We start from the raw sequence: 22,068 nt of genomic DNA on the forward strand, positions 1-22,068 counted from the left end.
TTTTCATTAACACTTCCTACAATGATTTAGTGTTTTTTTGGCTATTATCACTAAATACACAAAGTCTTATATACGTTACTTTTTCTAACGTTATATGTTATTTATTTTATCTTACAGAATTAACTAAACTTCTTCATTAACAATTTATACATTTTTTTCTGAAAATTTTATTTATTTTAACTAAACTTTCTTATAAAATAGAAGGTAGATAAAAATACGCGCAGGGAAATGTGAGAATTTTTAACAAAAGGAGTAATGAATAATGGAACTACAAACTCTTTTACGCATCCCGATTTATGAGAAAGCATCTGTAGTAGCCGGACAAAAAGGGGTCACCCGCAAAGTACATAACGTCAATATGATGGACGCACCCGATATTTTATCTTTTTTAAAAGAAGGAGAATTTTTAATTACAACGGGTTATCACTTCAAAGAACATGAAGAAAGCTTAGCAAAACTTGTAGAAGGAATGGCTAAAAAGAAATGTGCAGGATTGGCCATAAAAACGAAGCGTTTTTTCGAACACGTGCCTGTTTCTATTTGTCAGCTAGCTGATGAACTTCACTTTCCAATCATTGATTTCCAAACGGACGAAACGTTAGGCGCGGTTATTAATGAATCTCTCAGCTTTATTTTAGATAAAAAAACAGCCGAGCTTCAGCAAGCGATGGTCACACATCAGCTATTTTCCTCCTACATCTTACAAGGAAAAGGCATTGAGAAAATTATGCAATCCATTCAAACGTTATGCAATGCTCACGTTGCCCTTTTTGATACCCATGGCCATGAACTCTTTTACACAAACAAACGCGAACCTTTTTCGCTCCCAATGGAAGAAGCGGTAGCGGGCGCTAAGCAGCTGTTTTTACGAACGTCAAAATATACAACCTTTTCCTTTTTGAACACAAAAAAAACCGTTACGCTTTTTCCGATTGCTACTCATACAAGAAAGTACAGTTATTTATTTATTGAACACCAAGTTTCTTTATCCGATTCAGCGCTCCTAACGATTGAACAAGCGACAAACGTTTTATCCTTCGAAATGATGAGACAGCAGGCTTTGTATGAAGCTGAACGGCGACGAAAAAACGATTTTTTCAATCAGCTTGTTAACAATTATTATAAAACGCCTGAGGATGCTTCCTTTCAAGCACAGATGATGGGCTTATCAGCAGGAAACAGCTATATTTGCGCCGTTGGGAAAATTCATTCTACATTCACGCCTTACAGCGATGATGATATGATCTATGAGCTCCTTCAATATGAGTTATCAGCAGGTCCTACAGAGGCCGTTTTGTTTTTCTATGACAATCTTTACATTCTCTTGTTTACACCTCATTCTCAACCTATGATTATAGAATGCTTGCATCGCTTGCAGGAAGCTGTTTACCGTCACTATGATAAGCGAATGTCATTTGGAATTGGAAACCAAAGCCAATCCCTACTTACAATCGCTGACTCATATAAAGAAGCTGTTGAAGCTCTTGAAACCATCCATTTTAAAGATCAGTCAAAGCTTATTCAATTTTATCAGCCAAAACAGTTCAAAGAGCTGCTGAGGTTGCTTCCAGCAAACGATTTACAGGATTACTATTCTCAAACATTAGAAGGTTTGCTGCAGTACGATAAGAAAGATCGCTCCATCTTACTTGACACGCTTGAAACATATCTAAATTCCAATTGCCAAATCTCAGAGACTGCTAAGCAGTTATTCGTTCACCGGAACACGGTAATCTATCGAATCGAAAAATGCGAAGAGTTACTAAAAAGACCTATTCACACGTCAGAGGAAACCCTTCGGCTGCGCGTAGCTTTTCAAATTTTTTCTCTTGTGCATGCCAATTAAGTATAACTACAATAAAAAACGCCTGAGTAGATACTCAAGCGTTTTTTATTGTAGTGCATATTATTTATTTCGCTTTTAATTTAGACTGTACTGATTGTAATTTCCCAGCCATCGTATGATTTTCTTTATCACGGCGATCATCAATTCGTAAATTTGTACACACGCGCTGAATACCATTTTCAAAAGGTACTTCATGCATCTCTTGAACAATTTTTAGCAGCGTGCTTAATTCCCCTTCAATCAATGTATTCATAGGGGTTAATTGATATGTAATTTCATCTTCATGCTTGGCCAGCACTTTTTGAATATCAGCTACGTACTGACTCACGCTTGGCGTTTCCGTACCTACCGGAATAATGGTTACATCTACAATAGCCATGTTATACACTCCTTTTGTTTATTCTCCAATTATCATACCAAACGACACAAAAATTTCCTACTTTTACGTTTACGGTGCATAGAAAAAAGGAATAGTTATGCAACTACTCCTTTTTGTTACACTCTTATAGGTAACGCTTTGCTCCTAAGTAACGTTTTGACCAGTAAGAGTTGCTTAATGATGTGATTGTTACGCCTGTTGAAGAACCTGCATGCATGAATTGACCGTTTCCGATATAAATTCCAGCATGGCTAGCTCCTGGTTGGTACGTTTCAAAGAAAACGATATCTCCAGGCTGAGGTGAACTTACACGCGTACCAGTTTGATAGATACTAGCAACTGTACGAGGAAGACTTACACCTACTGCATTGCGATATACATAGTTAAGGTAACCACTGCAATCAAATCCTCCAGGCGCAGCTCCGCCCCAAACATAAGGTGTTCCCATAAAACGTTTACCGTATGAAATAACTTTTGAAGCTGAGCTTGAGCTTGTGCTGCTTCCTGTTGATGTTGAAGGTTTTGAGCTGCTAGAGCTGCTTGAGTTTAATTTATTTAGCGTATCCGGACCCGCTTCTCCGTCTACTAATAAACCATTTGCACGTTGAAATGATTTTACTGCACTTGTTGTAATTGAGCCAAAGTATCCTGTTACACCAGCTGAGAAGTAACCTTTATTTTTTAGTTTTTGCTGAAGGCTGCTTACTGCTGAACCTTTCATACCTTGACGTAAAATAGTTGAGCTGCTAGAGCTAGAACCGCCAGTTGAAGCGCTAGAACCCCCATTTTTTAATTTACTTAACGTAGCTGGACCCGCAATTCCATCCACAGACAGTCCATTTGCACGTTGAAATGCCATTACTGCATTCTTTGTAATTGAACCGAAGTATTGAGTTGTAGTTCCTTTAAAATAGCCTTTATTCTTTAGCTGTTGCTGTAAAGATTGTACGTTTGGTCCTGTTGAACCAACGCGCAGCAATGAGCTTGAGCTAACTGATGAACTTGATGAGCTTCCGCTTCCTAGCAGTTTATTAAATGTAGCTTGACCTGCAATACCATCTGCTGATAAACCATTTGCGCGCTGAAACGATTTTACTGCGCTAGTCGTGATTGAACCGTAATAGTTTGTTGTTGTACCGTATGTAAAATAACCTTTGTTTTTTAATTTTTGCTGTAATTCTTTCACATCTGAATTACTTGTTCCTGGGTGCAGCGTAGCATCTCCTAAAGCAGCTTCACTAATTGTAGGTACTACTGTTAAAGATCCACATAACGCTAACGAATATATCAACTTTTTCATAAAAAAAGGTTCCTCCAATGCCATAATCTACTAATCTATAAGACGTTTACATTGTAACAACACATTATTACAAAATAACATCACTAATATTACATTTATGTTACAGGAAACGACAGTAGCGCAGCCGTATGGTGTATATTGTCGTAGTTTATTGTCGTTTAACACTTAATAAGTTCGACAAAAAAGCTAATATATTCCAATATTATTCCTTTTCCTACACTAATAATAGGTAAAAAATCACCCGTAACATTATCTTTATATTTCAAAAAAAACAATTTATTTTTTTTTGAAATGTGAAACTTTTTTTTAAAATTATTCGTTTAGTGGATTTGTTCCCCTCTTCAGCAAAACAGCTTTTCTTCTAAAAATTTATATTATTTCCATATTAATGAATAAAAAAGCGCGTGCTGAAAAAAATAGTCTTGGTTATGTTTTAAATAAGGAGGATTATTTTATGAGCCATAAAGGCATTCATGGTACAAATGTTAGCGGATCAGGTGACTCGGAAGACAAACGCTATGCAAACGGAGAGAACGAGCAGACGCTTACGACGCGTCAAGGTCACCCCATTCGTGATAACCAAAATTCTCGAACGGTAGGCAACAGAGGACCTGCTACTCTTGAAAATTACCAGCTGATTGAAAAACTTTCGCATTTTGATCGTGAACGTATACCGGAACGTGTTGTTCATGCCCGAGGAACGGGAGCTCATGGATATTTTGAAACTTACGGAAAACTTGGTGACGAGCCCGTTGAAAAATACACCCGCGCAAAAGTTTTTTCAGGAGCAGGCAAACAGACGCCCGTTTTTGTCAGATTTTCTACCGTAACTCATGGAAAGGACTCTCCAGAAACGATGCGAGACCCAAGGGGATTTGCTGTAAAGTTCTATACAGAAGACGGGAACTGGGACTTAGTAGGAAATAACCTTAAAATATTTTTTATTCGCGATGCTATTAAATTCCCTGACTTGATTCATGCTTTTAAGCCCGATCCTGTGACAAACCGTCAAGATACCGAGCGTATTTTTGATTTTATTTCTCATACACCTGAGGCTATGCATATGATTACTTTTTTATTTTCACCTTGGGGAATACCTGCTAACTATCGGCAAATGCAAGGTTCCGGTGTTAATACATATAAGTGGGTAAACAAAGATGGCGATGCCTTTCTTGTTAAATACCATTGGGAACCAAAACAAGGAATTAAAAATTTGACCCAAAAACAAGCAGAAGAAATTCAGGCTAAAAATATCAGTCACGCTACTCAAGACTTGTATGAAGCGATCGAGAGAGGCAACTACCCTGAGTGGGAACTTTGTATGCAAGTCATGGAAGACGGAGAGCATTCCGAACTAGATTTCGATCCGCTTGATGACACGAAAATTTGGCCGGAAGACCAGTTTCCATTTCTTCCAGTAGGTAAAATGGTCCTAGATAAAAATCCAAGCAACGTATTTGCTGAAACGGAGCAAGTCGCTTTTGGTACGGGTGTGCTTGTGGATGGGCTAGATTTTTCTGATGATAAAATGCTGCAAGGAAGAACGTTTTCTTATTCCGACACGCAGCGTCACCGTGTGGGAACAAACTACTTGCAACTGCCTATTAACGCACCGAAAAAACATGTAGCAACAAATCAACGAGATGGTCAAATGGCCTATCATGTAGATGCAGCTCCTGGTCAGAACCCGCATGTGAATTATGAGCCATCTTCTCTTGGAGGTCTTCAAGAAGCGCATGATCATCCAAAACCTCATCAGCCTTATGTTGAAGGGAATGTAAAAAAAGAAAAAATTGACCGTACAAATGACTTTAAGCAAGCTGGTGAACGCTATCGTTTATTAGAAGACTGGGAACGTGATGAGCTTATTCAAAACTTAGTAGACGGTTTAAAGTGCTGTCACCATACCGTTCAAACAAAGATGATTGAGCTTTTAACTCAATGTGATTTTGACTACGGCAATCGAGTAGCTAATGGTATCGGTCTTCTCATGCATGATGATGGTTCTTTAGAAATTGAAATGGGAGCAGAAATGACTCCTACATATGGGAAATTGCCAAAAGAAGGCGGTTCACCGTTAGGAAGCAACAAAGCTGCTGATGCAGTAGAAGAAGCTAATGAAAAAGGAAAAGACGCCCGTCCTTATTAACAAAAAACATCCTGCAGCGACAGCAGGATGTTTTTTGGGTTAAACGCTTATGACCAAGTAACGGCAAACACGTGGTAGTCATTTTTTAACTGTGGCGCATCAATGGGTGTCCCGTGCTGATATCCTTGTGTAACTCTTTTAGGACGTAAGGGTTGAACCCATTCTTTCACTTGCTGGTTTGTACCATTTGCTAAAATATATACACAATCAGAAAATGCCCCGTCATTGTTTGGACTATCAACTTTTAGTACTTCCACTAACACATCTTGGACACACGTTTTTCTCTGAATACATGTAAGCGTATGGTAGATGATATCAGCGGACACATCGTTATTTAAACGAAAGCCCACCTTTTTTTGTTCAAAAAAAGACGAGAATGAGACGATTGGTAATGTCTTTTTTTGTTCATACGCTTGAGATAAAATCTTGACAAGAACTTCTCCACTCAAGATGATCCCTCTTTCTAAAAAACGCTTCATCACAACATATGTGAGCATTGGTTATGCTCATAGGATAATATATTATCATAGTTTAATTCTGTGGTGTTAGTCTTTTTTGGGGTTTTTACACTGGGAATTATACCCGCCTATTTCTTGCGTTTCCCCGACGTTCTCGCTACTAGCAAAAGAACGAATAATAAAATAAATACCCCTGCTCCTACAAACATATCGTACAAGAAATCAAGCATCATACTCCTCCTTTTCCTCCAAAAAAAACGCTGTTAAAACCAAGCGTTTTAACAGCGTTTTTTCGTTAGATAAAGCCTAGCATATTAATAAATACAATGATAATTAAAACAGGTGCGATGTATCGAATAGCAAGAAGCCATAAAGAGAACCAGCGCTTCACATTCGTCGAACCATGCTTAAACTCTTCAATTAACACATCTTTTTTCATCTTCCAAGGAACAAAGATGGCAATTAAAAGAGCACCGAGAGGCATAAGGATATTACTTACAAGAAAATCAAAAGCGTCAAAGATGCTTTTTCCAAAGATCGATACGTCACTTAATAAACCATACGATAGTGCTGAAGGTATTCCTACCACAAAGATTAGTAAGCCCGAAATCCAAGATAGCTTTATGCGCTTATGCTGCTCTCCTTTGGTTAATGAAGCAACAATAATTTCTAACATTGAAAACGCAGATGTTAAAGTAGCAAATAAAAACAGCGCCAAAAAGAAAGTTTGAAACACAATTCCGAACGGAAGCTGTTCAAAAATAGAAGGCAATACAATAAATAAAAGACCTGGTCCTTCCGTCGGCTTTACGCCCATTGAAAAGACTGCAGGGAAAATTGCCAAACCTGCTAGTAAAGAAATCAAAATATTTAACGCTGAAATTGAAATAGCCGATTTTGGCAAGTTTTGCTGTTTAGACAGATACGAACTGTACGTAACCATAACCGAAACGCCTACGCTAAGCGAAAAGAATGCTTGTCCCATTGCAAACAAAATGGTTTGGGAGGTAAGCTTTGAAAAATCTGGATACAAAAAGAAAGATACGCCTTCCATCGCTCCGTCTAATGTTAAAGAACGAATAATAATAATAATAAATAAAATAAAGAGAGCAGGCATTAAAATTTTGTTTGCTTTTTCAATACCATTTTGAATACCTCTTGCTACTACAACAATTGTTAAAAGAAGAAAAACAAATTGAGAGATAACAGCACTTGTCGGATTAGCAATGGTGGAGTTAAATAAACTCCCGTAGTTACTTACTCCATTCAGCTGACCCGTGACGCTTGCAAAAATATATTGTAAAATCCATCCTCCTACTACACTATAGAAAGATAATAAAATGAAGCATGTAATCACGCCTAAATACCCGATTCCTTTCCAAAGAGAACCGGGAGCAACTGCATCATAAGCACGAATTGCTTCTTTTTGTGTATGTCTACCTAGTACAAATTCAGCAAGCAAAAGCGGCAAACCAATAATTGCTGTAAACAAGATAAACAGTAAAAAAAAGGCCCCTCCTCCGCTTGTTCCGGCTACATAAGGAAGTTTCCAAATGGCTCCGATTCCAATTGCTGAACCGGCGGATGCCAAGATAAAGCCGAGTTTTGATGTCCATTGTTCGTTTTGACTCATGTTTTCTCACCATTTTTCTTTATTTATTCTGATTTGTCATACTATATCACACAACCCTGCTGTCGAAAAGGGTTTTTGTTGTTTTAACCCCCATCATGTGTTATGAATAGTATGTAGGTTTCATTATTTATTTTCGTAACTAAAAAAAGTTTGACAGTTAGAGGTACAAAAAATGACAAATCAACAAGTAATACAGCAGCAATTTTTAGATAAGTTCCTTGACTTTATCTTAGTAAAATGTCCAAACTGCGAACTATGTGCGCGAGTTGTAAAACTGGATAAAAAATTGAGCGGGTCAACGCACTCATGCACATGTCCTCACTGTGGTTATCTAGACGTCATCAGCGCTGAGGGCCAAGGACCGTTAGAACTTTCTGAAGCAGTAGATCCTTTTTTTCAGCTTCCGCTTTACTTGGAAACAATCTGCCCTGAACGTCGACTTTGGGCTTATAACTTAGATCACCTTCAATATATTGAATCTTATATTGAAGTTAAAACATGCGGGGCTTGTTTCGACGAGCTGTCGGTTGAACACTCATTGCCAGATTGGGTAATTCATAAGCAGGAAGAAGCACTAAACGAAATTCAACGTTTAAAAGACACCGTCTTTTGCACATTCAAATGAAGATAGAAAAGAAACGTTGCCAAAGAGGCAGCGTTTCTTTTTTACGAAGAACTTTCTTCGGTAAGTTTTCTTCGATAGTCCCCGGCCTTGTCGAACTCTTTTGCGGTGCCGACGAAAAAGTAGGTTACCGTATGATTTTTGTTACCTTGAGTCGTGCCATGAATCATCTTCCCTTGCTTCAATTGCTTTCGCTCTCCATTTTTATTTACATAGAAATATTTATTTCTTGCCCAGCCGCCGCCGCTTAAAAGCGTTTTGGTTTTCCCGACTCCCTGCTCGTTTACTTTAAATACAGTGTAGTCTCCTTCTGTCTTGCTAGGATTTCCGTTATCTTTATCATATTCGACCATAACCCATCCTTTGTACCCTTCTGGTATAAGGAAAATGCTCGGTTGAGACGTTTCATCTGGACGTCCACATCCAGATGCGATTACGATCAATAAAAACAAAATGAGCCACCTTTTCACTTTTCCCAACTCCTTTCTTAATAAAAGACGTGTCTCTATACTGCTTTTAGTTTTTGTTGAAGGTAAGATTATATTCTTTTTGCACCCCTCAATTTTTCCCAGTTTATCCAGTCAAATATGCTATATTTACGTATTGTTTGTCACACACTATTAGCAGGCGTTTACAATTTACATGGGAGGATAACAAAAATGAGCTATGTTTTTTTATTTATTTTGCTCTTTGTCATTCCGCTTTACACACAGCAAAAAATTGTTCGTGCCGACCGTGAAAATACACGTATATTATTACTAAGTGAACACGAGCAGTCTGGACATAAAAAAAGCGATTCCCCGTAAAACAGGAATCGCCTTCTTTTAATATGTTAAGCTTCCAGCGACAATAAGGCCAACGGCTATCGATGCTGCAAAAAGAGTTACTCCAACCGCTACATTTCCTTCTTCTACTTTTTTGGCTAGGCTCGTTTTAGGCGTCATAATAAATTCAATAATCCAATATGTCACTACTTGAGTAATGATACCTACTACTCCCCAAAGAGTTGCATCTACCAAATTTAAGCTGTTGCTCCACACAGTGAAAATGACAATAGCAAGCCCAATTCCTTTTCCCCATAACTTCAAAGCGACTGCGACATTTCCTTTTTTTATAAGTTCACGATCATTAAATTTTGTTGTTAATTCAAATACGATTACTCCGATAAATAATAGCCCTAATCCTACCGCTACGTGAGATAAAAAACTCCCTATACTAGCCCAATCAATCCATTGTGTCATTTTTAGTTCCCCTTTTCATTTTAATCCAATCGGCAAATAATACGATTCGTTATCTGTAATTTGATTTCCAGCTCGAATTCCTACTGCGCTTGCTTTTCCATTTAATAAAAAGCACCCGTACATGATATGAGCCTCTACTGTTTTCGTTTGCGTCTTCATTTTTGCAGTTGGCAAAGGAATAAACTGTTGATATACAGCCGTGTATTCTTGATATGTCTTATGCTGATCTTCGTCTATTTTGATTCCGTCTTCATTATAAATTTCAACGGTATCTCCCTCACGACCAAACGATGGTTTCTTCACAAATGCTTGTTTTCTTTCAATAAATGGATCTTCTTCTAAATACGTTGGTAAAAAGTATGTTTCAATAATGTGATGCTCTTCTTTAGTGAAGAAAGGATGATGTTGTTCATGCAAAGCCCAAATGAGTGCTTGCACGGCTTTAGACTGCAGTAAAAATGCAGAAGGCGGATTGATTATGGCTACCTGTTTTTGCTGTGCCAATGTTAAAAGCATGTGTCCGACTTTTTCATGCGTACTCGGATCTTCATCTTCAATTAAATGTTCAAGCGGATACGTTTGGCGATAGAGTACGTCTATTTTTTGTCCATGTTGATCATACACGCCCGCTTCTATATGTTCACCTTCTTCAACTGTAGAGGCAGGGACAATTCGAAGCTGCGATAACGGAACGTATGTAGCATCTACATCGGCTAGCTTCATTAAATAAAGAGTCGTTAGCTTATCTTCTTCATGTGTATCATGAGAAGAAAAAACGACGTTTGGATAGTTCGTTCTATCGAGCTCGTTATAAGCTTCAAAAATGGCGTGTTTTAATGCTAAAGCAAGCTTTTTTTCTTCAAGCTTATTAGGGTTTTGAACCTGAAAATGCCGACAGACTAACTCATTTACATGAAATAATTCTTTGATGAATGTAGGCGTATCCGCGTTTAGTTCTAAAAGCTTGATTTGATCAGCCGTAACAGCAAAATCAAGGCGTGAAATAACACTTTCTGTTTCCATCGTTTTCAGTCGCAGGTACGGTAAACTGGCTTTTGGAAATCCTAAAGAAAGAAGCGTCTGATCATCTAATGAACGAAGTAAAGGTGCCGTTTTAAAAAATAGTTCCCCGATTTGATTTGCTGCTTCTTTAATAGAATGAATGATGTGAGAAGACTCCATATGGACGTCATAAAGAGCATACTCTGTTCCATATAAGTCATACCAAAAATCTTGAATTTCTTTATAAAACATTTCTCGCTTTTCTTTATGCATTACCCGCCAAAACCGCCTTTAGAGCCGCTCCCGATTCCAGATTTATACGAGCTGCTTGATTTAAATGATTTATAGGACGATGATGAGGTCAGCTGTTTTTTAGACCCGTAGTAGCGCCCTCCGTGATAATATGAACCGCTGTGTGAAGAAGAAGAATCTGAACAGTAGTACGTTTTCGTATCTTCATCCCATTTCCACTTGTCGCACGATTTATCTTTCGGTTTAGCTGGTCTTGCCTGATCAGTTGAACCACAGGCAACGAGCGATGTCATTAAAGCAGTGGTCAAAACCCCCGCCATCATTTTTTTTGTTTTTGACATTAAGCCTTTCCCCTTTCATACGTTACGCCTGTTTTTGTTACATATAAACTGTATACGCTGCGGTCTTCATCAATTTCCGCAGAGTCTCTTTCCCATTCCAATCCATTATAGTACGTATAAACAGTTCCGATATAGCTTAATACGTCCAAATGCGTATAAAATGAAGAGGCGAATAAAATCGGATGTCCTTGAAGAGAATTCAGTTCGCGGACTTCTAACGTAATCTCTCTGTGATCACCTTCTGCTTGCTCTTTCGGTCCATGTTCATGTTCTTTCACATAAATAATATGTATATCATCTTCGACTGCAGATGAAGTTTGTTTATACGTTATTCCTTCTTTAACAAAAAATTCGCATTCTCTTCTTGCTAAAATTTGTTCAAGTTCAATAGACTGATAGTGATAAATAGATACAAACGTATCATCAGGCTTTAGCAGTCGGTATTCTAATTTTGCCATTGTGCAACTCCTTTTGTGACTTTTTTGTGAACGCTCTTTAGTAAATACGCACAGATTTTCAAAAAGTTTCAATTTTTTCTCATATAAAAAGGCTTAGCTTTAAATAAGCTAAACCTTTATTTTTTTATCACATCTGTCACAACTTCATAACCGCCTGTGTATGGGTCGAATACATATTCAAGCATGCCGTTTCCACGATGAACTTTGAATAGATACCTGTATTTTTTAGGGCTGTCTTTTGCTGGATATACGTATTTTCCTTTTTGGAACTGACTTAGCAAGAGCTGTTCTCTTTGCGCAAGCATTTTTTTTGCTTCATTATAACCATACAGCGGGAGATTTTTGGCATAGAGAACCGGTACGAATACAAGTACAACGACTGAAATCGTAATAAGCCCTTGTTTAAACCACCGCATAAACCTCTTTGGATTTCGCGAAAGTAACATCGTTATGACAATTACTATTAACAAAGGAACAATATATACTTGCACATACGGAATGTTTGCAAATACAGGTCGATTAATCAACAAGACAATTACTTCGATAGTTGCTACTAATACTAAAATAAAATAGACCACTTACTCTTCACACCTCGACGATTCAATGAATTTTATATGTGTTAGAAAGTATTCCCACTCATGAATGAACTCGTCTATTGTATCATAAGACGTAAAAAAAATATCTACGCTCGTCTATTTTACTAAAAGAGATTGAGACATAACAAAATCATCCCAATCTAAAGACGAACATGAGATAAATACGCTAGTATGCTCCCTTGTTACACCGTTGTTGACTTCCGTGTAAGGCTTCGCTTTCCGAGGGCGGCCGCTCCTGTCGGGTCTCATCTGTTCCGCTTTTCTCGCAGGAGACTTCGCCTTGCCCTCTAGTCAACAGCTAGAAGCACTTACATACATGAAACCTACATGTACCCTAACCCTAAAAAAACTGAACGCATTTGATTCTCCATCAAGAATCAAATGCGTTCAGTTTTTCCTTTAACTAAGCTATTTTTATTCCATCCTTTTATTACGAAACTTCTACGTTTCGATTTTGATTATATTTTTTCCCTTGTAAAAATGAGTAAACGATTGCTGCTGCCCATACAATAAGGATAAATGCGTATACAGCTATCTGCGTTGAGCTGCTTGATACCCATGTATTTAAGAGTGTTCGAGCATTTGTTAAAATGATAAACCCACCAACAAGCGAACCAAGCAAGTGAGCCGGGATAATACGAACAAACCATGCAGCAATCGGAGCCGCGATAATTCCGCCAATCATAAGAGCGCCTACCCAGAACCAGTTTACCTGCTCCCAGCCAAGAGAAATTAAAAAGCCAAGTGTAGCCGAGACGGCAATAGCAAATTCACTTGTATCAACGGTTCCAACGACTTTCCGTGCTGTTGTGCCTTTTTTAGCTAGCAATACAGGCGTTGCAATCGGCCCCCAGCCGCCTCCTCCTGTAGCATCAGCAAATCCAGCAATTAATCCTAACGGAATGGACTGCTTCGTCGATAAAGGTTTGGTGCTCTTTTCTTCGTTTGTTTTAAACGTAAATAAAAAGCGAAATAACACATAAACTCCTAGGAGCAATAAGAATGTTGAAACGTAAGGTCTTACTGCATCTCCAGGTAAATTACTTAGAAAGCAGGCTCCTACAAAAGCCCCGATGGAACCAGGAATAATCAGTTTTAAAACCATCGATTTATCTACGTTGCCAAATTTAATATGTGAAACACCAGACGCTGCTGTTGTTACAACTTCTGCCAAGTGAACAGATGCCGAAGCCACAGCTGGTGCAATTCCAAACGTTAAAAGTAGGGTAGTTGATGTCACCCCGTACGCCATTCCAAGTGATCCGTCAATTAACTGAGCTAAAAAGCCAATAAGTGCAAACGTAATTAACTTTTTCATGTTGTCCCTCCACTTTAATCTTCTGTTAGAGAGCACAAAAAGGCCTCCAACAGTTGTTTGCTAGAAGCCTTCGGTATGTCCGATCAGCTGTCCGTTTTATAAATAAGTTGTTTATATTGTAATTCTAATTATTCCTAGAAGTCAACTGTGTTTTTAGTTTTTCTTTTAGTCTATGTATGCTGCTTGGTTATAGTATCAGTAAAATAAAATTCTTCTTGTTAAGTCAACAACATAAAAACGACCGCTCACTTAATAAGGGCGGTCATTTTTATGCATGTCTTGCCAGTGAGCTAGCACTTCAGGTGGTAAACTCACATCTTTATCTAATGACGTCACATCCATAGAAGTAGGCTCATCGCTATTTATCACTTTTTCTACCCAATCTGGCTGTACGACTAACGCTTGTTCAATCGTAATTAAAGCCAGACCTTGCTCAAAAGCTTCTGCGACTTCCGTTGCCGTAAGTCCTCCTGTACCCACAAGAGGGACCCGGTAATTGACATGCTTAATGATCGAAGAAAGCAGTGAAGGATTTTCTTCCCTTTTTGAGGTAGGTTCATGCAAAGCACTGATATGTAAATAATCAATTTCTGTATGAACAAGACGATCAATCCACTCAAATGTATCTTCCACTTTATTTCCTAAATAGCCTTTTTCTTTGGGCGCTAATGTATATCCCACAATAAATGGTTTGCCCGCATGTGCTGCTCGACGCGTCACTTCACGAATAACTTCAAGTGCAAAAGTGAAGCGGTTTTCTGCGCTTCCTCCATAAGAATCACTTCGTTCATTGGCTTGCCTTGACGTAAACTGCTGCAGTAAACATTCATTTCCTCCGTCAATTTCCACTCCATCAAATCCTGCTTCCATAGCTCTTGTGGTAGCTTCGCCAAACGCTTGAACAATATAAGTTATATCGCGCTCGGTCATTTGAACAGGCTTTTTTCCTTTACGTTTGTGAGGCTTTTCACTAGGGCTAATTGCTTGCCACTTACTTTCCATTTCTACGCACTTTCTTCCCCCGTGCGATAGTTGAAGAATCGCTTTAGCTCCTCTTCTATGAATCATTTGGGTTAGTTGATGAAGCTTTCGTATGACCTGATCACGATGAATTCCGATTTGACCATGTGCTACTTGGCCATTTTCTGTGATAAACGCGGGGCCGATAATTACCGTACTGACGCCCCCTACTCGTTTTTCGTAAAAAGTCAGATCGATATCGGATATTTCCCCGTTTTCTCGTGAAGCGTATGTGAGTATAGGTCCCATTGCTAATCGGTTTTTCATCTCAAGAGCATCAACAAATTTAAAATGTTTAAATAACTTTTCATAGGCCGTCTTCAATTGATTCACACCTTTTTTCCCTTAGCTTGCCCATCTATAAGCGGAGTAGACATAGGCATAAAAAAAGAAATACCTTTATCGGCATTTCTTTTTACGTTGTTTTTCTTATTTTTTTGACCGGATAAAATACAAATTCGCTTTTTCCGACAATTCGTTTTTCATCAATAAGACCTAGACCGTTGCGGCTATCCATACTGTACAGACGGTTGTCACCCATTACAAATACTTCGTTTTTAGGTATTTGTACGGGTTCAAAATCTCCCGTAAGCTCCATATCCATGTTGTTGGCAATTTGACGATTCGTTTTTAAATAAGGTTCACTTACTTTTTTATCATCAATATAAAGCTGATCTTTTTTCATTTCGATTTTTTCACCTGGCAGACCGATTACTCTTTTTACATAATGCTTATTCTTAGCCTCATCTTTAATAATCACAATATCTCCGCGGCGAATATCATGGAGCGAATACGACAGTTTATTCACAAACAACCGCTCTCCGTTATGCAGCGTTGGGTTCATTGAAGCACCTTCTACAATATACGGAGAAAATAAAAATGCGCGAATCATAAATACTAGAGCGATAGCGAAGATAATAGTTTTGAATATGCTGCGTAATTGATCGCTTTTTGTTTTTTCCGTAGTCAATATGCTTTGTCTCCTTTGTACAGCTCACTTTTCTTATGTAAAAAAGCAAGAAACCTCTTACTTTAACACTTATTCTAACTTAACCATAGAAAGAACTGAAATCAAATGTTTTATGTTATGTAAAAAAAGAACCTCTAACAAATGTTAGAGGCTTACATTACGCAAGTTTCGTCTTTACATCTCTTATTATAACATTAATTATATAAAAAGAGACTACCTTTTATGTAAAAATTATGTTTTTTACGCAAACTTAACTAAATCTTCACATTTAAAGGCGTTTCTCCATGTATAAAAAGTTGGGAGATACAATACTCTATAATCTCTCTTCGCCGCACGAGTCCAATAAAAATGTTTTGATCATCTACAACTGGCACAAAATTTTGTTCAGACGCGCGTGACAAAATACTTTCCATTTCATCGTTAATGGTGATAGCTTCGTAATCGCGATGTCTTGGAACCTCCTCAATTCGTAGGTGTTCTAACTCATGGAGTTCTATATGTTCTAAGCTTTTTAGCTTCCATAACAAGTCTCCTTCTGCCAAAGTCCCTACATATTCTCCTTTATGGTTAATGAGCGGTACAGAAGAGTAGCGATGATACTCCATTTTCTCCAATGCTTGACGGATCGTTGACTGTGTCGATAGTGTAACGACTTCTTTTTTAGGGAGTAAAAAGAACGCAATATTCACTCATATTCTCCTTTTATTATATATGCATTTTATTGTTGTTGCTTTGCTGAATCTGAAACAATATGAATGTCGATGTTATGAGTCTGTCTCATAATCGTATTCACAATAGACCCTTTTCGAATCTCTTCCCACCTTGTCCTTGCTGATTGCCCTAGTAAGATTTGAGTAACGCGATAATGCTTGACTACATTCACAATCACTGCAGCTGGTTTTTGCTTTTTAGCTTCTTCAACAATTAACGATGCGTGAAAACGGTCAGCGAATGCCTGCCAGTGTTTGATTTGGGCTTTTTGCCTTTCAGTTTGCTCGCCTGTAAAAACATGCAGCAGCAGTAAATCTGCTTTCAATCGGTTCGCCATTCTCCAGCCTCGCCGAATTAATTTTTCAGCTGTTTCACTGTATTGAATGCAGACTAAAATGCGTTCACAAATACCTGTTACGCCAATTTCATGCGCATGAATCAGCTTGCCGTCCACTTCATCCGCTATTTCTCTGAGCGTTAATTCACGAAGTGCATGGAGATTCGCAAGCTTAAAAAACGACTGCAGGCTTTGTTCAATTTTATGGACTTCGTATATTTTCCCTTCACGAAGCCGCTTTTGCAGCTGTTCCGGTGTAACATCGACAAGCTGAATTTCATCTGCTTGCTGAACAAATAAATCTGGCACTGTTTCACGAACTTTTACCTGGGTTATGGCATATACAAGGTCATGTACGCTTTCCATATGCTGAATATTCATTGCTGACATGACTGAAATACCTTGGTTGAGCAGGTAAGAAACATCTTCAAAACGTTTTTTATGGCGGCTTGTCGGAACATTTGTGTGAGCAAGTTCATCGATAATTACAACTTTTGGGCGCCTTCTTACAATCGCCAGCAAATCAAGCTCTTGTAATTCTTTTCCTTTATAAAAAATGGTTTCTCTTTGGATTACTTCTAGATTTCCAATCATCTCTTTAGTCTCATCCCTGCCGTGTGTTTCTACATATCCAACTACGACATCTATGCCTTCTTTGACTAAATCGTGCGCATCTTGAAGCATTTTATACGTCTTTCCTACTCCCGGCGCGGCACCGATGTAAAGTTTAAGCTTTCCGCGCTTCTGATTATGAAGTTCACGCAATAGTTCTTCCGGAGTTTTTCTTCGAAAGTATGGATGAGCTTCTTTTTCTTTCATTGTTTGTGCCCCTTTATCACACTCGCTTCAGTACATGAAGCGAGTGCATGTAATTAGCGCTCTCGTTGAACAGCTAAATTTAGCTCTACTACATTTACTCGTTTTTCACTAAAAGCCCCTTGCTGAGTATGTTCTTTGATTAACTGTTTTAGCGTGTTGGCTTTAATATGTGTGGCTTTTGCCACACGCTCTACTTGTGCATATGCAGCTTGTGGCGTAATGTCAGGATCGAGTCCAGAAGCCGAATTTGTGACGGCATCAATTGGAATTCCTTCTTTGGGCACTTCGTTTTCTTTTTTCCACGCCGCTACGGATTTCTCGATACGATTCGTAAGATCTTTATTTGAAGGTGCTAAATTCAACGACCCAGATCCTGCCCCGTTATAATCAATACTAGAGACTCTGCCATGAAAAAATGCATTGCCCGTAAACTGCTGCCCAATCAGCTTAGAACCGATAACTTGATGCTTGTTTGAATAGATTAGGCTGCCGTTTGCTTTACTTGGAACAGCTGTTTGAGCAATACCTGTCATCACAACAGGATAAATAAGACCGCAAAGAATGATCATCATAATTGTTAAGCGAACAATAATGCTTCCCGTTCGTTCTGTTTGTATCATCGTTTCTTCTCCTCTACATCACAAATGAAAGTAATAAGTCAATCGCTTTAATCCCAATGAATGGAACTAATACCCCACCTAATCCGTAAATGAACAAATTTTTTCGCAGCAGTGCGTTAGAACTCATCGGCTTATAGGCAATTCCCTTCATGGCTAAGGGAATTAACAGCGGGATAATGACCGCATTGAAAATGAGCGCTGACAACACCGCAGATAGTGGTGAATTCAGCTTCATTACGTTAAGAGCCTCCATTTGCGGAATCGCCAAGGTAAACATCGCTGGAATAATCGCGAAATACTTAGCAATATCGTTTGCGATGCTGAATGTAGTTAAGGCACCCCTTGTCATTAATAGCTGTTTTCCAATTGAAACGACTTCAATAATTTTAGTAGGGTCAGAATCTAAATCCACCATATTTGCTGCTTCTTTGGCAGCTGAAGTTCCGCTGTTCATTGCTAAGCCAACATCAGCTTGAGCAAGTGCAGGGGCATCGTTTGTCCCGTCACCTGTCATCGCAACTAGCTTGCCTTGCTGCTGTTCGTATTTAATCACTTGAATCTTGTCTTCTGGCTTGCATTCCGCAATAAATTCATCTACTCCCGCTTCTTTTGCAATGGTTGCTGCGGTTAAAGGATTATCTCCTGTACACATGACTGTTTTAATACCCATTTTACGAAGTTCATCAAAGCGTTCTTTCATTCCTGGTTTTACCGTGTCTTTTAAATAAATCAAACCGTAAATTTTATTATCAGCGGCGACGGCAAGCGGCGTGCCACCAGCTCCTGCAATTTCGTTTGCTTTTTGCTGTAAATCAGAGGGAATTATCCCGCCATTTGACTCTACCCATGCCGTGACGGCGTCCACTGCCCCTTTTCGTACAGATACATTCTGTAAGTCAATGCCGCTCATTCGCGTTTCAGCTTTGAATTCTACAAACGTTCCCTGCGTTTTTCTAAGGTCTTCTACTCCCATGCGAGTTTGGATAAAATCAACCACTGAGCGTCCTTCTGGTGTTTCGTCGTAAAGAGAAGAAACAAACGCCCATTTGTACAGTTCACGTTCGTCTACGCCTTCTACAGTCGTTAATTGATGAGCCATTCGGTTTCCAAACGTAATGGTGCCGGTTTTATCTAAAATAATTGTATTGATGTCACCAGCTGCTTCTACTGCTTTTCCTGACATAGCAATCACGTTAAACTGCGTGACTCGATCCATTCCAGCAATTCCAATGGCCGATAATAATCCTCCAATCGTCGTAGGAATAAGGCAGACGAGCAGTGAAATTAAAATAGCCGTGTCGAGTTGAAAATGTAAATAGTTTGTAAAGACAGGAAGCGTCACAACAACTAGTAAAAAAATAATCGTCAAACTTGTCAAAACCGTGTTTAGCGCAATTTCATTTGGCGTTTTTTGACGCTCTGCTCCTTCAACAAGCGAAATCATTTTATCTAAAAATGATTCACCTTGCTCACACGTAATTTTAATTGTAATTTCATCGCTGACAACTCTTGTACCTCCCGTTACAGAGTTAAAATCCCCGCCTGCTTCTTTCATAACAGGTGCCGATTCCCCCGTAATGGCCGATTCATCAACGGACGCCAGTCCTTTAATAATTTCTCCATCTCCAGGAATCATTTCGCCTTGTGAAACGACGACAATATCTCCTTTTTTTAGTTGCGAGGCCGAAACTTGTATCATTTGCCCGTTTTGAAGCTGATTAGCTGTAATATCGCCTTTAGATTTCTTTAATGAGTTTGCCTGTGCTTTTCCTCGTCCTTCTGCTAATGCTTCTGCAAAATTAGCAAAAACAATGGTGAAAAATAACACGAGAGATACGGCAACATTAAATCCTGTGCTTACTGTACTTTCTCCGAAAAGGTCCGGAACAACGGCTAAAAAAAGCGTAATTACAAACCCGATTTCTACTACGAACATGATAGGGTTTTTTATCATCGTTCTTGGGCTGAGCTTGATAAACGCCTGCTTTACTGATTGAATAAAAATCGATGAAGCTTGTTTATCTACAGAACCTTGAATATGACTGTTGTGATCCAATTCAATATTATTTGCAAAATTCCGTTTATTCATTATGATCCTCCGCTTTCTTGATTACAGTGTTAAATACTCAGCAACCGGCCCAAGCACAAGCACTGGGAAAAACGTAAGTGCTCCTACAATAACGGTAGTTCCAATTAAAATGCCGCTAAATAAAGACGTATCCGTTTTAAATGTTCCAGGTGTTTCGGGAACAAGCTGCTTAGATGCTAGTGAGCTCGATACCGCCAGCATTGTAATTAGTCCGAAGTAGCGTCCAATATACATAACAATTCCCGTAGAAATGTTCCAAAACGGCGTTGCGTCACCGAGTCCTTCAAAACCGGACCCATTGTTTGCTGCTGACGACGTAAATTCGTACAGTGCCTGACTTAAGCCGTGAAAGCCAGGGTTTGATATACCTTCCATTCCTAAATGAGTGGTAAGTGCTACGGCTGTTCCTCCTAAAATTAGCAGCGGCTGCAGAATAAGCGTCACGGCGATTAGCTTCATTTCTTTTCCTTCAATTTTTTTACCTACGTATTCTGGTGTTCTTCCAACCATTAAACCTGATAAAAATACGGCAATGATGACGTACATCATAACATTCATAAATCCTGCTCCGACACCGCCAAATACGGTATTTAACATCATATTTCCAAGCGTTAATAACCCGGTAAGAGGCGTCAGGGTATCGTGCATGGTGTTGACTGCACCTGTTTCACTTGCTGTCGTCACGATGGCGTAAAGCGTCGACATGCCGACACCAAAACGGACTTCTTTCCCTTCCATATAACCGTTCGCTTCATTTAAATGAAAAGCACCAAGTCTTGGATTGCCTCCCCACTCTGTTACAAACGCTGTGCTTAAAATAACGATAAACAGCATACTCATCGCTACAAACAAGATGCGGCCTTGCTTACGCTGTCCGATCATTTTTCCGTATGTGAAAGGAAGTGCTGTTGGCAATAACAGCATAAGGACGATTTGTAATACATTGCTCAACGCGTTAGGATTTTCAAATGGATGAGCTGAATTGACACCAAAAAATCCCCCTCCGTTGTTTCCTAGCTCTTTGATTGAAAGAAAAGAAGCAACTGGTCCCCTTGCTATTTGCTGCGTTGCTCCTTCTAATGTATGGGCAGTCACAGTCCCGCTTAACGTTTGAGGGACACCTAAAAACGCAAATAAAATGCCTGTTATAAAAGCGATAGGAAGTAAAATACGCGTAATTGACTTTACAAAATCAACAAAAAAGTTTCCCATTTCCTTCCCTGCTAGCCCGCGAATAAAAGCGATTGCTACTGCAAGTGCCGTTGCTGGTGCTGCAAACATCATAAATACAACGGCTGCCATTTGCGAGAAATAGGACAAACCTGATTCGCCGCTGTAGTGCTGCAAGTTCGTATTTGTCATAAAACTAATGGCCGTGTTAAAAGCAAGTGCCGGATCCATTCCTTTGATGTGGCTTGGGTTAAACGGCAGTACCCCTTGAAACCGGAAGATAAGGTACACCACAAAAATCATAAACGTATTCGCCAAAACAAGAGCAAATGCATATTGCTTCCACGTCTGATTAAGCCCTTTAATTCCTGCTGCTTTAAACATAACTGTTTCTATCTTTCCTACCAAGCTAGTGTTTTTGTCGTTTGAAAACACATTCGCTATATAAATACCTACGCGCTTTGCAATAAGCGCTACAAAAACAAGCAGCAGCGCAACTGATAGTAGAAAAATCCCCACGTTTTATTCCTCCGCTTATTAAAATTGTTCTGGATTTAACAGTACATATACTAAATAAATTAAAACGAGAACTGAAATACCTAACAAAATGAACGACATGTTCACTTCTCCTCTCTTTCGTCTACTACATGAGACGACCAGCAAATAATTCCGTACATAGCAGCTGTTAATATGGCAAGCGTTCCAAGCATGATCATATCCAAGTTGCTCCCTCCTAA

Annotated in this window: 22 protein-coding genes and 1 pseudogene; 4 read left to right on the forward strand and 19 right to left on the reverse strand. The window is 39.0% G+C overall.

Features of this window, described 5'->3' with window-relative positions:
• Positions 1–262: 262 nt before the first annotated feature.
• Entirely contained in the window at positions 263–1,846 is a 1,584-nt protein-coding gene (locus ACNHOZ_RS09425) for a PucR family transcriptional regulator (protein WP_028412781.1), read from the forward strand.
• Positions 1,847–1,910: 64 nt separating this feature from the next.
• On the opposite strand, the gene ACNHOZ_RS09430 is transcribed toward ACNHOZ_RS09425, so the two are convergent.
• A complete protein-coding gene (locus ACNHOZ_RS09430; protein ID WP_013057706.1) occupies positions 1,911–2,225 on the reverse strand; it encodes an MTH1187 family thiamine-binding protein in 315 nt (104 codons plus the stop codon).
• Between the two features lie 124 nt (positions 2,226–2,349).
• Positions 2,350–3,525: a C40 family peptidase gene (locus tag ACNHOZ_RS09435; RefSeq protein ID WP_028412780.1), complete on the reverse strand. Its 1,176-nt coding sequence runs from the start codon at positions 3,523–3,525 to the stop codon at positions 2,350–2,352.
• 454 nt (positions 3,526–3,979) lie between these two features.
• Here ACNHOZ_RS09435 and ACNHOZ_RS09440 point away from each other — a divergent pair.
• Positions 3,980–5,504: pseudogene (locus ACNHOZ_RS09440) on the forward strand (catalase); the annotation flags it as partial.
• 217 nt (positions 5,505–5,721) lie between these two features.
• Here ACNHOZ_RS09440 and ACNHOZ_RS09445 read toward each other — a convergent pair.
• Both ACNHOZ_RS09445 and ACNHOZ_RS09450 read right to left on the reverse strand, forming a co-directional pair.
• Positions 5,722–6,123 (reverse strand): hypothetical protein, encoded by a 402-nt coding sequence (locus tag ACNHOZ_RS09445; RefSeq protein WP_230683478.1) that lies wholly within the window; start codon positions 6,121–6,123, stop codon positions 5,722–5,724.
• A 304-nt stretch (positions 6,124–6,427) separates the two neighbouring features.
• Positions 6,428–7,765 carry a sodium-dependent transporter gene (locus ACNHOZ_RS09450; RefSeq protein WP_048018995.1) on the reverse strand — a complete coding sequence of 446 codons (1,338 nt, stop codon included), beginning with the start codon at positions 7,763–7,765 and terminating at the stop codon, positions 6,428–6,430.
• 172 nt (positions 7,766–7,937) lie between these two features.
• Here ACNHOZ_RS09450 and ACNHOZ_RS09455 point away from each other — a divergent pair, with 172 nt between their 5' ends.
• Positions 7,938–8,390 carry a hypothetical protein gene (locus tag ACNHOZ_RS09455; protein ID WP_028412776.1) on the forward strand — a complete coding sequence of 151 codons (453 nt, stop codon included), beginning with the start codon at positions 7,938–7,940 and terminating at the stop codon, positions 8,388–8,390.
• A gap of 41 nt (positions 8,391–8,431) precedes the next feature.
• Here the strand turns inward: ACNHOZ_RS09455 and ACNHOZ_RS09460 are convergent, their stop codons facing one another.
• Positions 8,432–8,857, reverse strand: coding sequence for a DUF6843 domain-containing protein (locus ACNHOZ_RS09460; protein ID WP_033580617.1), 426 nt, complete (start codon positions 8,855–8,857; stop codon positions 8,432–8,434).
• A 189-nt stretch (positions 8,858–9,046) separates the two neighbouring features.
• On the opposite strand from ACNHOZ_RS09460, the gene ACNHOZ_RS09465 reads away from it, so the two are divergent.
• A complete protein-coding gene (locus tag ACNHOZ_RS09465; protein WP_165351762.1) occupies positions 9,047–9,193 on the forward strand; it encodes a hypothetical protein in 147 nt (48 codons plus the stop codon).
• An 18-nt stretch (positions 9,194–9,211) separates the two neighbouring features.
• Here ACNHOZ_RS09465 and ACNHOZ_RS09470 read toward each other — a convergent pair whose 3' ends face one another.
• The 14 genes from ACNHOZ_RS09470 to kdpF form a co-directional block, all read right to left on the reverse strand.
• Positions 9,212–9,628, reverse strand: a complete 417-nt coding sequence (locus ACNHOZ_RS09470; protein ID WP_033580616.1) for a DUF350 domain-containing protein — start codon at positions 9,626–9,628, stop codon at positions 9,212–9,214.
• Between the two features lie 15 nt (positions 9,629–9,643).
• Complete coding sequence (locus ACNHOZ_RS09475) at positions 9,644–10,903, reverse strand: glutathionylspermidine synthase family protein (RefSeq protein ID WP_447697107.1); 1,260 nt, start codon at positions 10,901–10,903, stop codon at positions 9,644–9,646.
• Complete coding sequence (locus ACNHOZ_RS09480) at positions 10,903–11,223, reverse strand: hypothetical protein (protein WP_028412772.1); 321 nt, start codon at positions 11,221–11,223, stop codon at positions 10,903–10,905. The genes ACNHOZ_RS09475 and ACNHOZ_RS09480 overlap by 1 nt, the downstream gene beginning before the upstream one ends.
• On the reverse strand, positions 11,223–11,681 hold the full coding sequence (locus ACNHOZ_RS09485; RefSeq protein WP_048018993.1) for a hypothetical protein: 459 nt from the start codon (positions 11,679–11,681) through the stop codon (positions 11,223–11,225). The genes ACNHOZ_RS09480 and ACNHOZ_RS09485 overlap by 1 nt, the downstream gene beginning before the upstream one ends.
• Positions 11,682–11,797: 116 nt before the next feature.
• Complete coding sequence (locus ACNHOZ_RS09490) at positions 11,798–12,259, reverse strand: hypothetical protein (RefSeq protein WP_447697108.1); 462 nt, start codon at positions 12,257–12,259, stop codon at positions 11,798–11,800.
• Positions 12,260–12,707: 448 nt separating this feature from the next.
• Complete coding sequence (locus ACNHOZ_RS09495) at positions 12,708–13,595, reverse strand: sulfite exporter TauE/SafE family protein (RefSeq protein ID WP_033580612.1); 888 nt, start codon at positions 13,593–13,595, stop codon at positions 12,708–12,710.
• A gap of 249 nt (positions 13,596–13,844) precedes the next feature.
• Entirely contained in the window at positions 13,845–14,948 is a 1,104-nt protein-coding gene (locus tag ACNHOZ_RS09500; RefSeq protein ID WP_368078233.1) for an oxidoreductase, read from the reverse strand.
• 82 nt (positions 14,949–15,030) lie between these two features.
• Positions 15,031–15,585 carry a signal peptidase I gene (lepB, locus tag ACNHOZ_RS09505; protein WP_028412768.1) on the reverse strand — a complete coding sequence of 185 codons (555 nt, stop codon included), beginning with the start codon at positions 15,583–15,585 and terminating at the stop codon, positions 15,031–15,033.
• Between the two features lie 254 nt (positions 15,586–15,839).
• Positions 15,840–16,274 carry a CBS domain-containing protein gene (locus tag ACNHOZ_RS09510; RefSeq protein WP_048018991.1) on the reverse strand — a complete coding sequence of 145 codons (435 nt, stop codon included), beginning with the start codon at positions 16,272–16,274 and terminating at the stop codon, positions 15,840–15,842.
• Positions 16,275–16,303: 29 nt separating this feature from the next.
• Positions 16,304–17,452, reverse strand: a complete 1,149-nt coding sequence (gene kdpDN / locus ACNHOZ_RS09515) for a KdpD-like non-kinase potassium sensor (RefSeq protein WP_447697109.1) — start codon at positions 17,450–17,452, stop codon at positions 16,304–16,306.
• A gap of 53 nt (positions 17,453–17,505) precedes the next feature.
• On the reverse strand, positions 17,506–18,072 hold the full coding sequence (gene kdpC, locus ACNHOZ_RS09520) for a potassium-transporting ATPase subunit KdpC (protein WP_048018989.1): 567 nt from the start codon (positions 18,070–18,072) through the stop codon (positions 17,506–17,508).
• A gap of 13 nt (positions 18,073–18,085) precedes the next feature.
• A complete protein-coding gene (kdpB, locus tag ACNHOZ_RS09525) occupies positions 18,086–20,161 on the reverse strand; it encodes a potassium-transporting ATPase subunit KdpB (protein WP_048018988.1) in 2,076 nt (691 codons plus the stop codon).
• Between the two features lie 21 nt (positions 20,162–20,182).
• Complete coding sequence (kdpA, locus tag ACNHOZ_RS09530; protein WP_447697131.1) at positions 20,183–21,844, reverse strand: potassium-transporting ATPase subunit KdpA; 1,662 nt, start codon at positions 21,842–21,844, stop codon at positions 20,183–20,185.
• 24 nt (positions 21,845–21,868) lie between these two features.
• A complete protein-coding gene (gene kdpF / locus ACNHOZ_RS09535; protein ID WP_063611563.1) occupies positions 21,869–21,949 on the reverse strand; it encodes a K(+)-transporting ATPase subunit F in 81 nt (26 codons plus the stop codon).
• Between the last annotated feature and the right edge of the window lie 119 nt (positions 21,950–22,068).

Source organism: Priestia sp. D51, assembly GCF_053345675.1.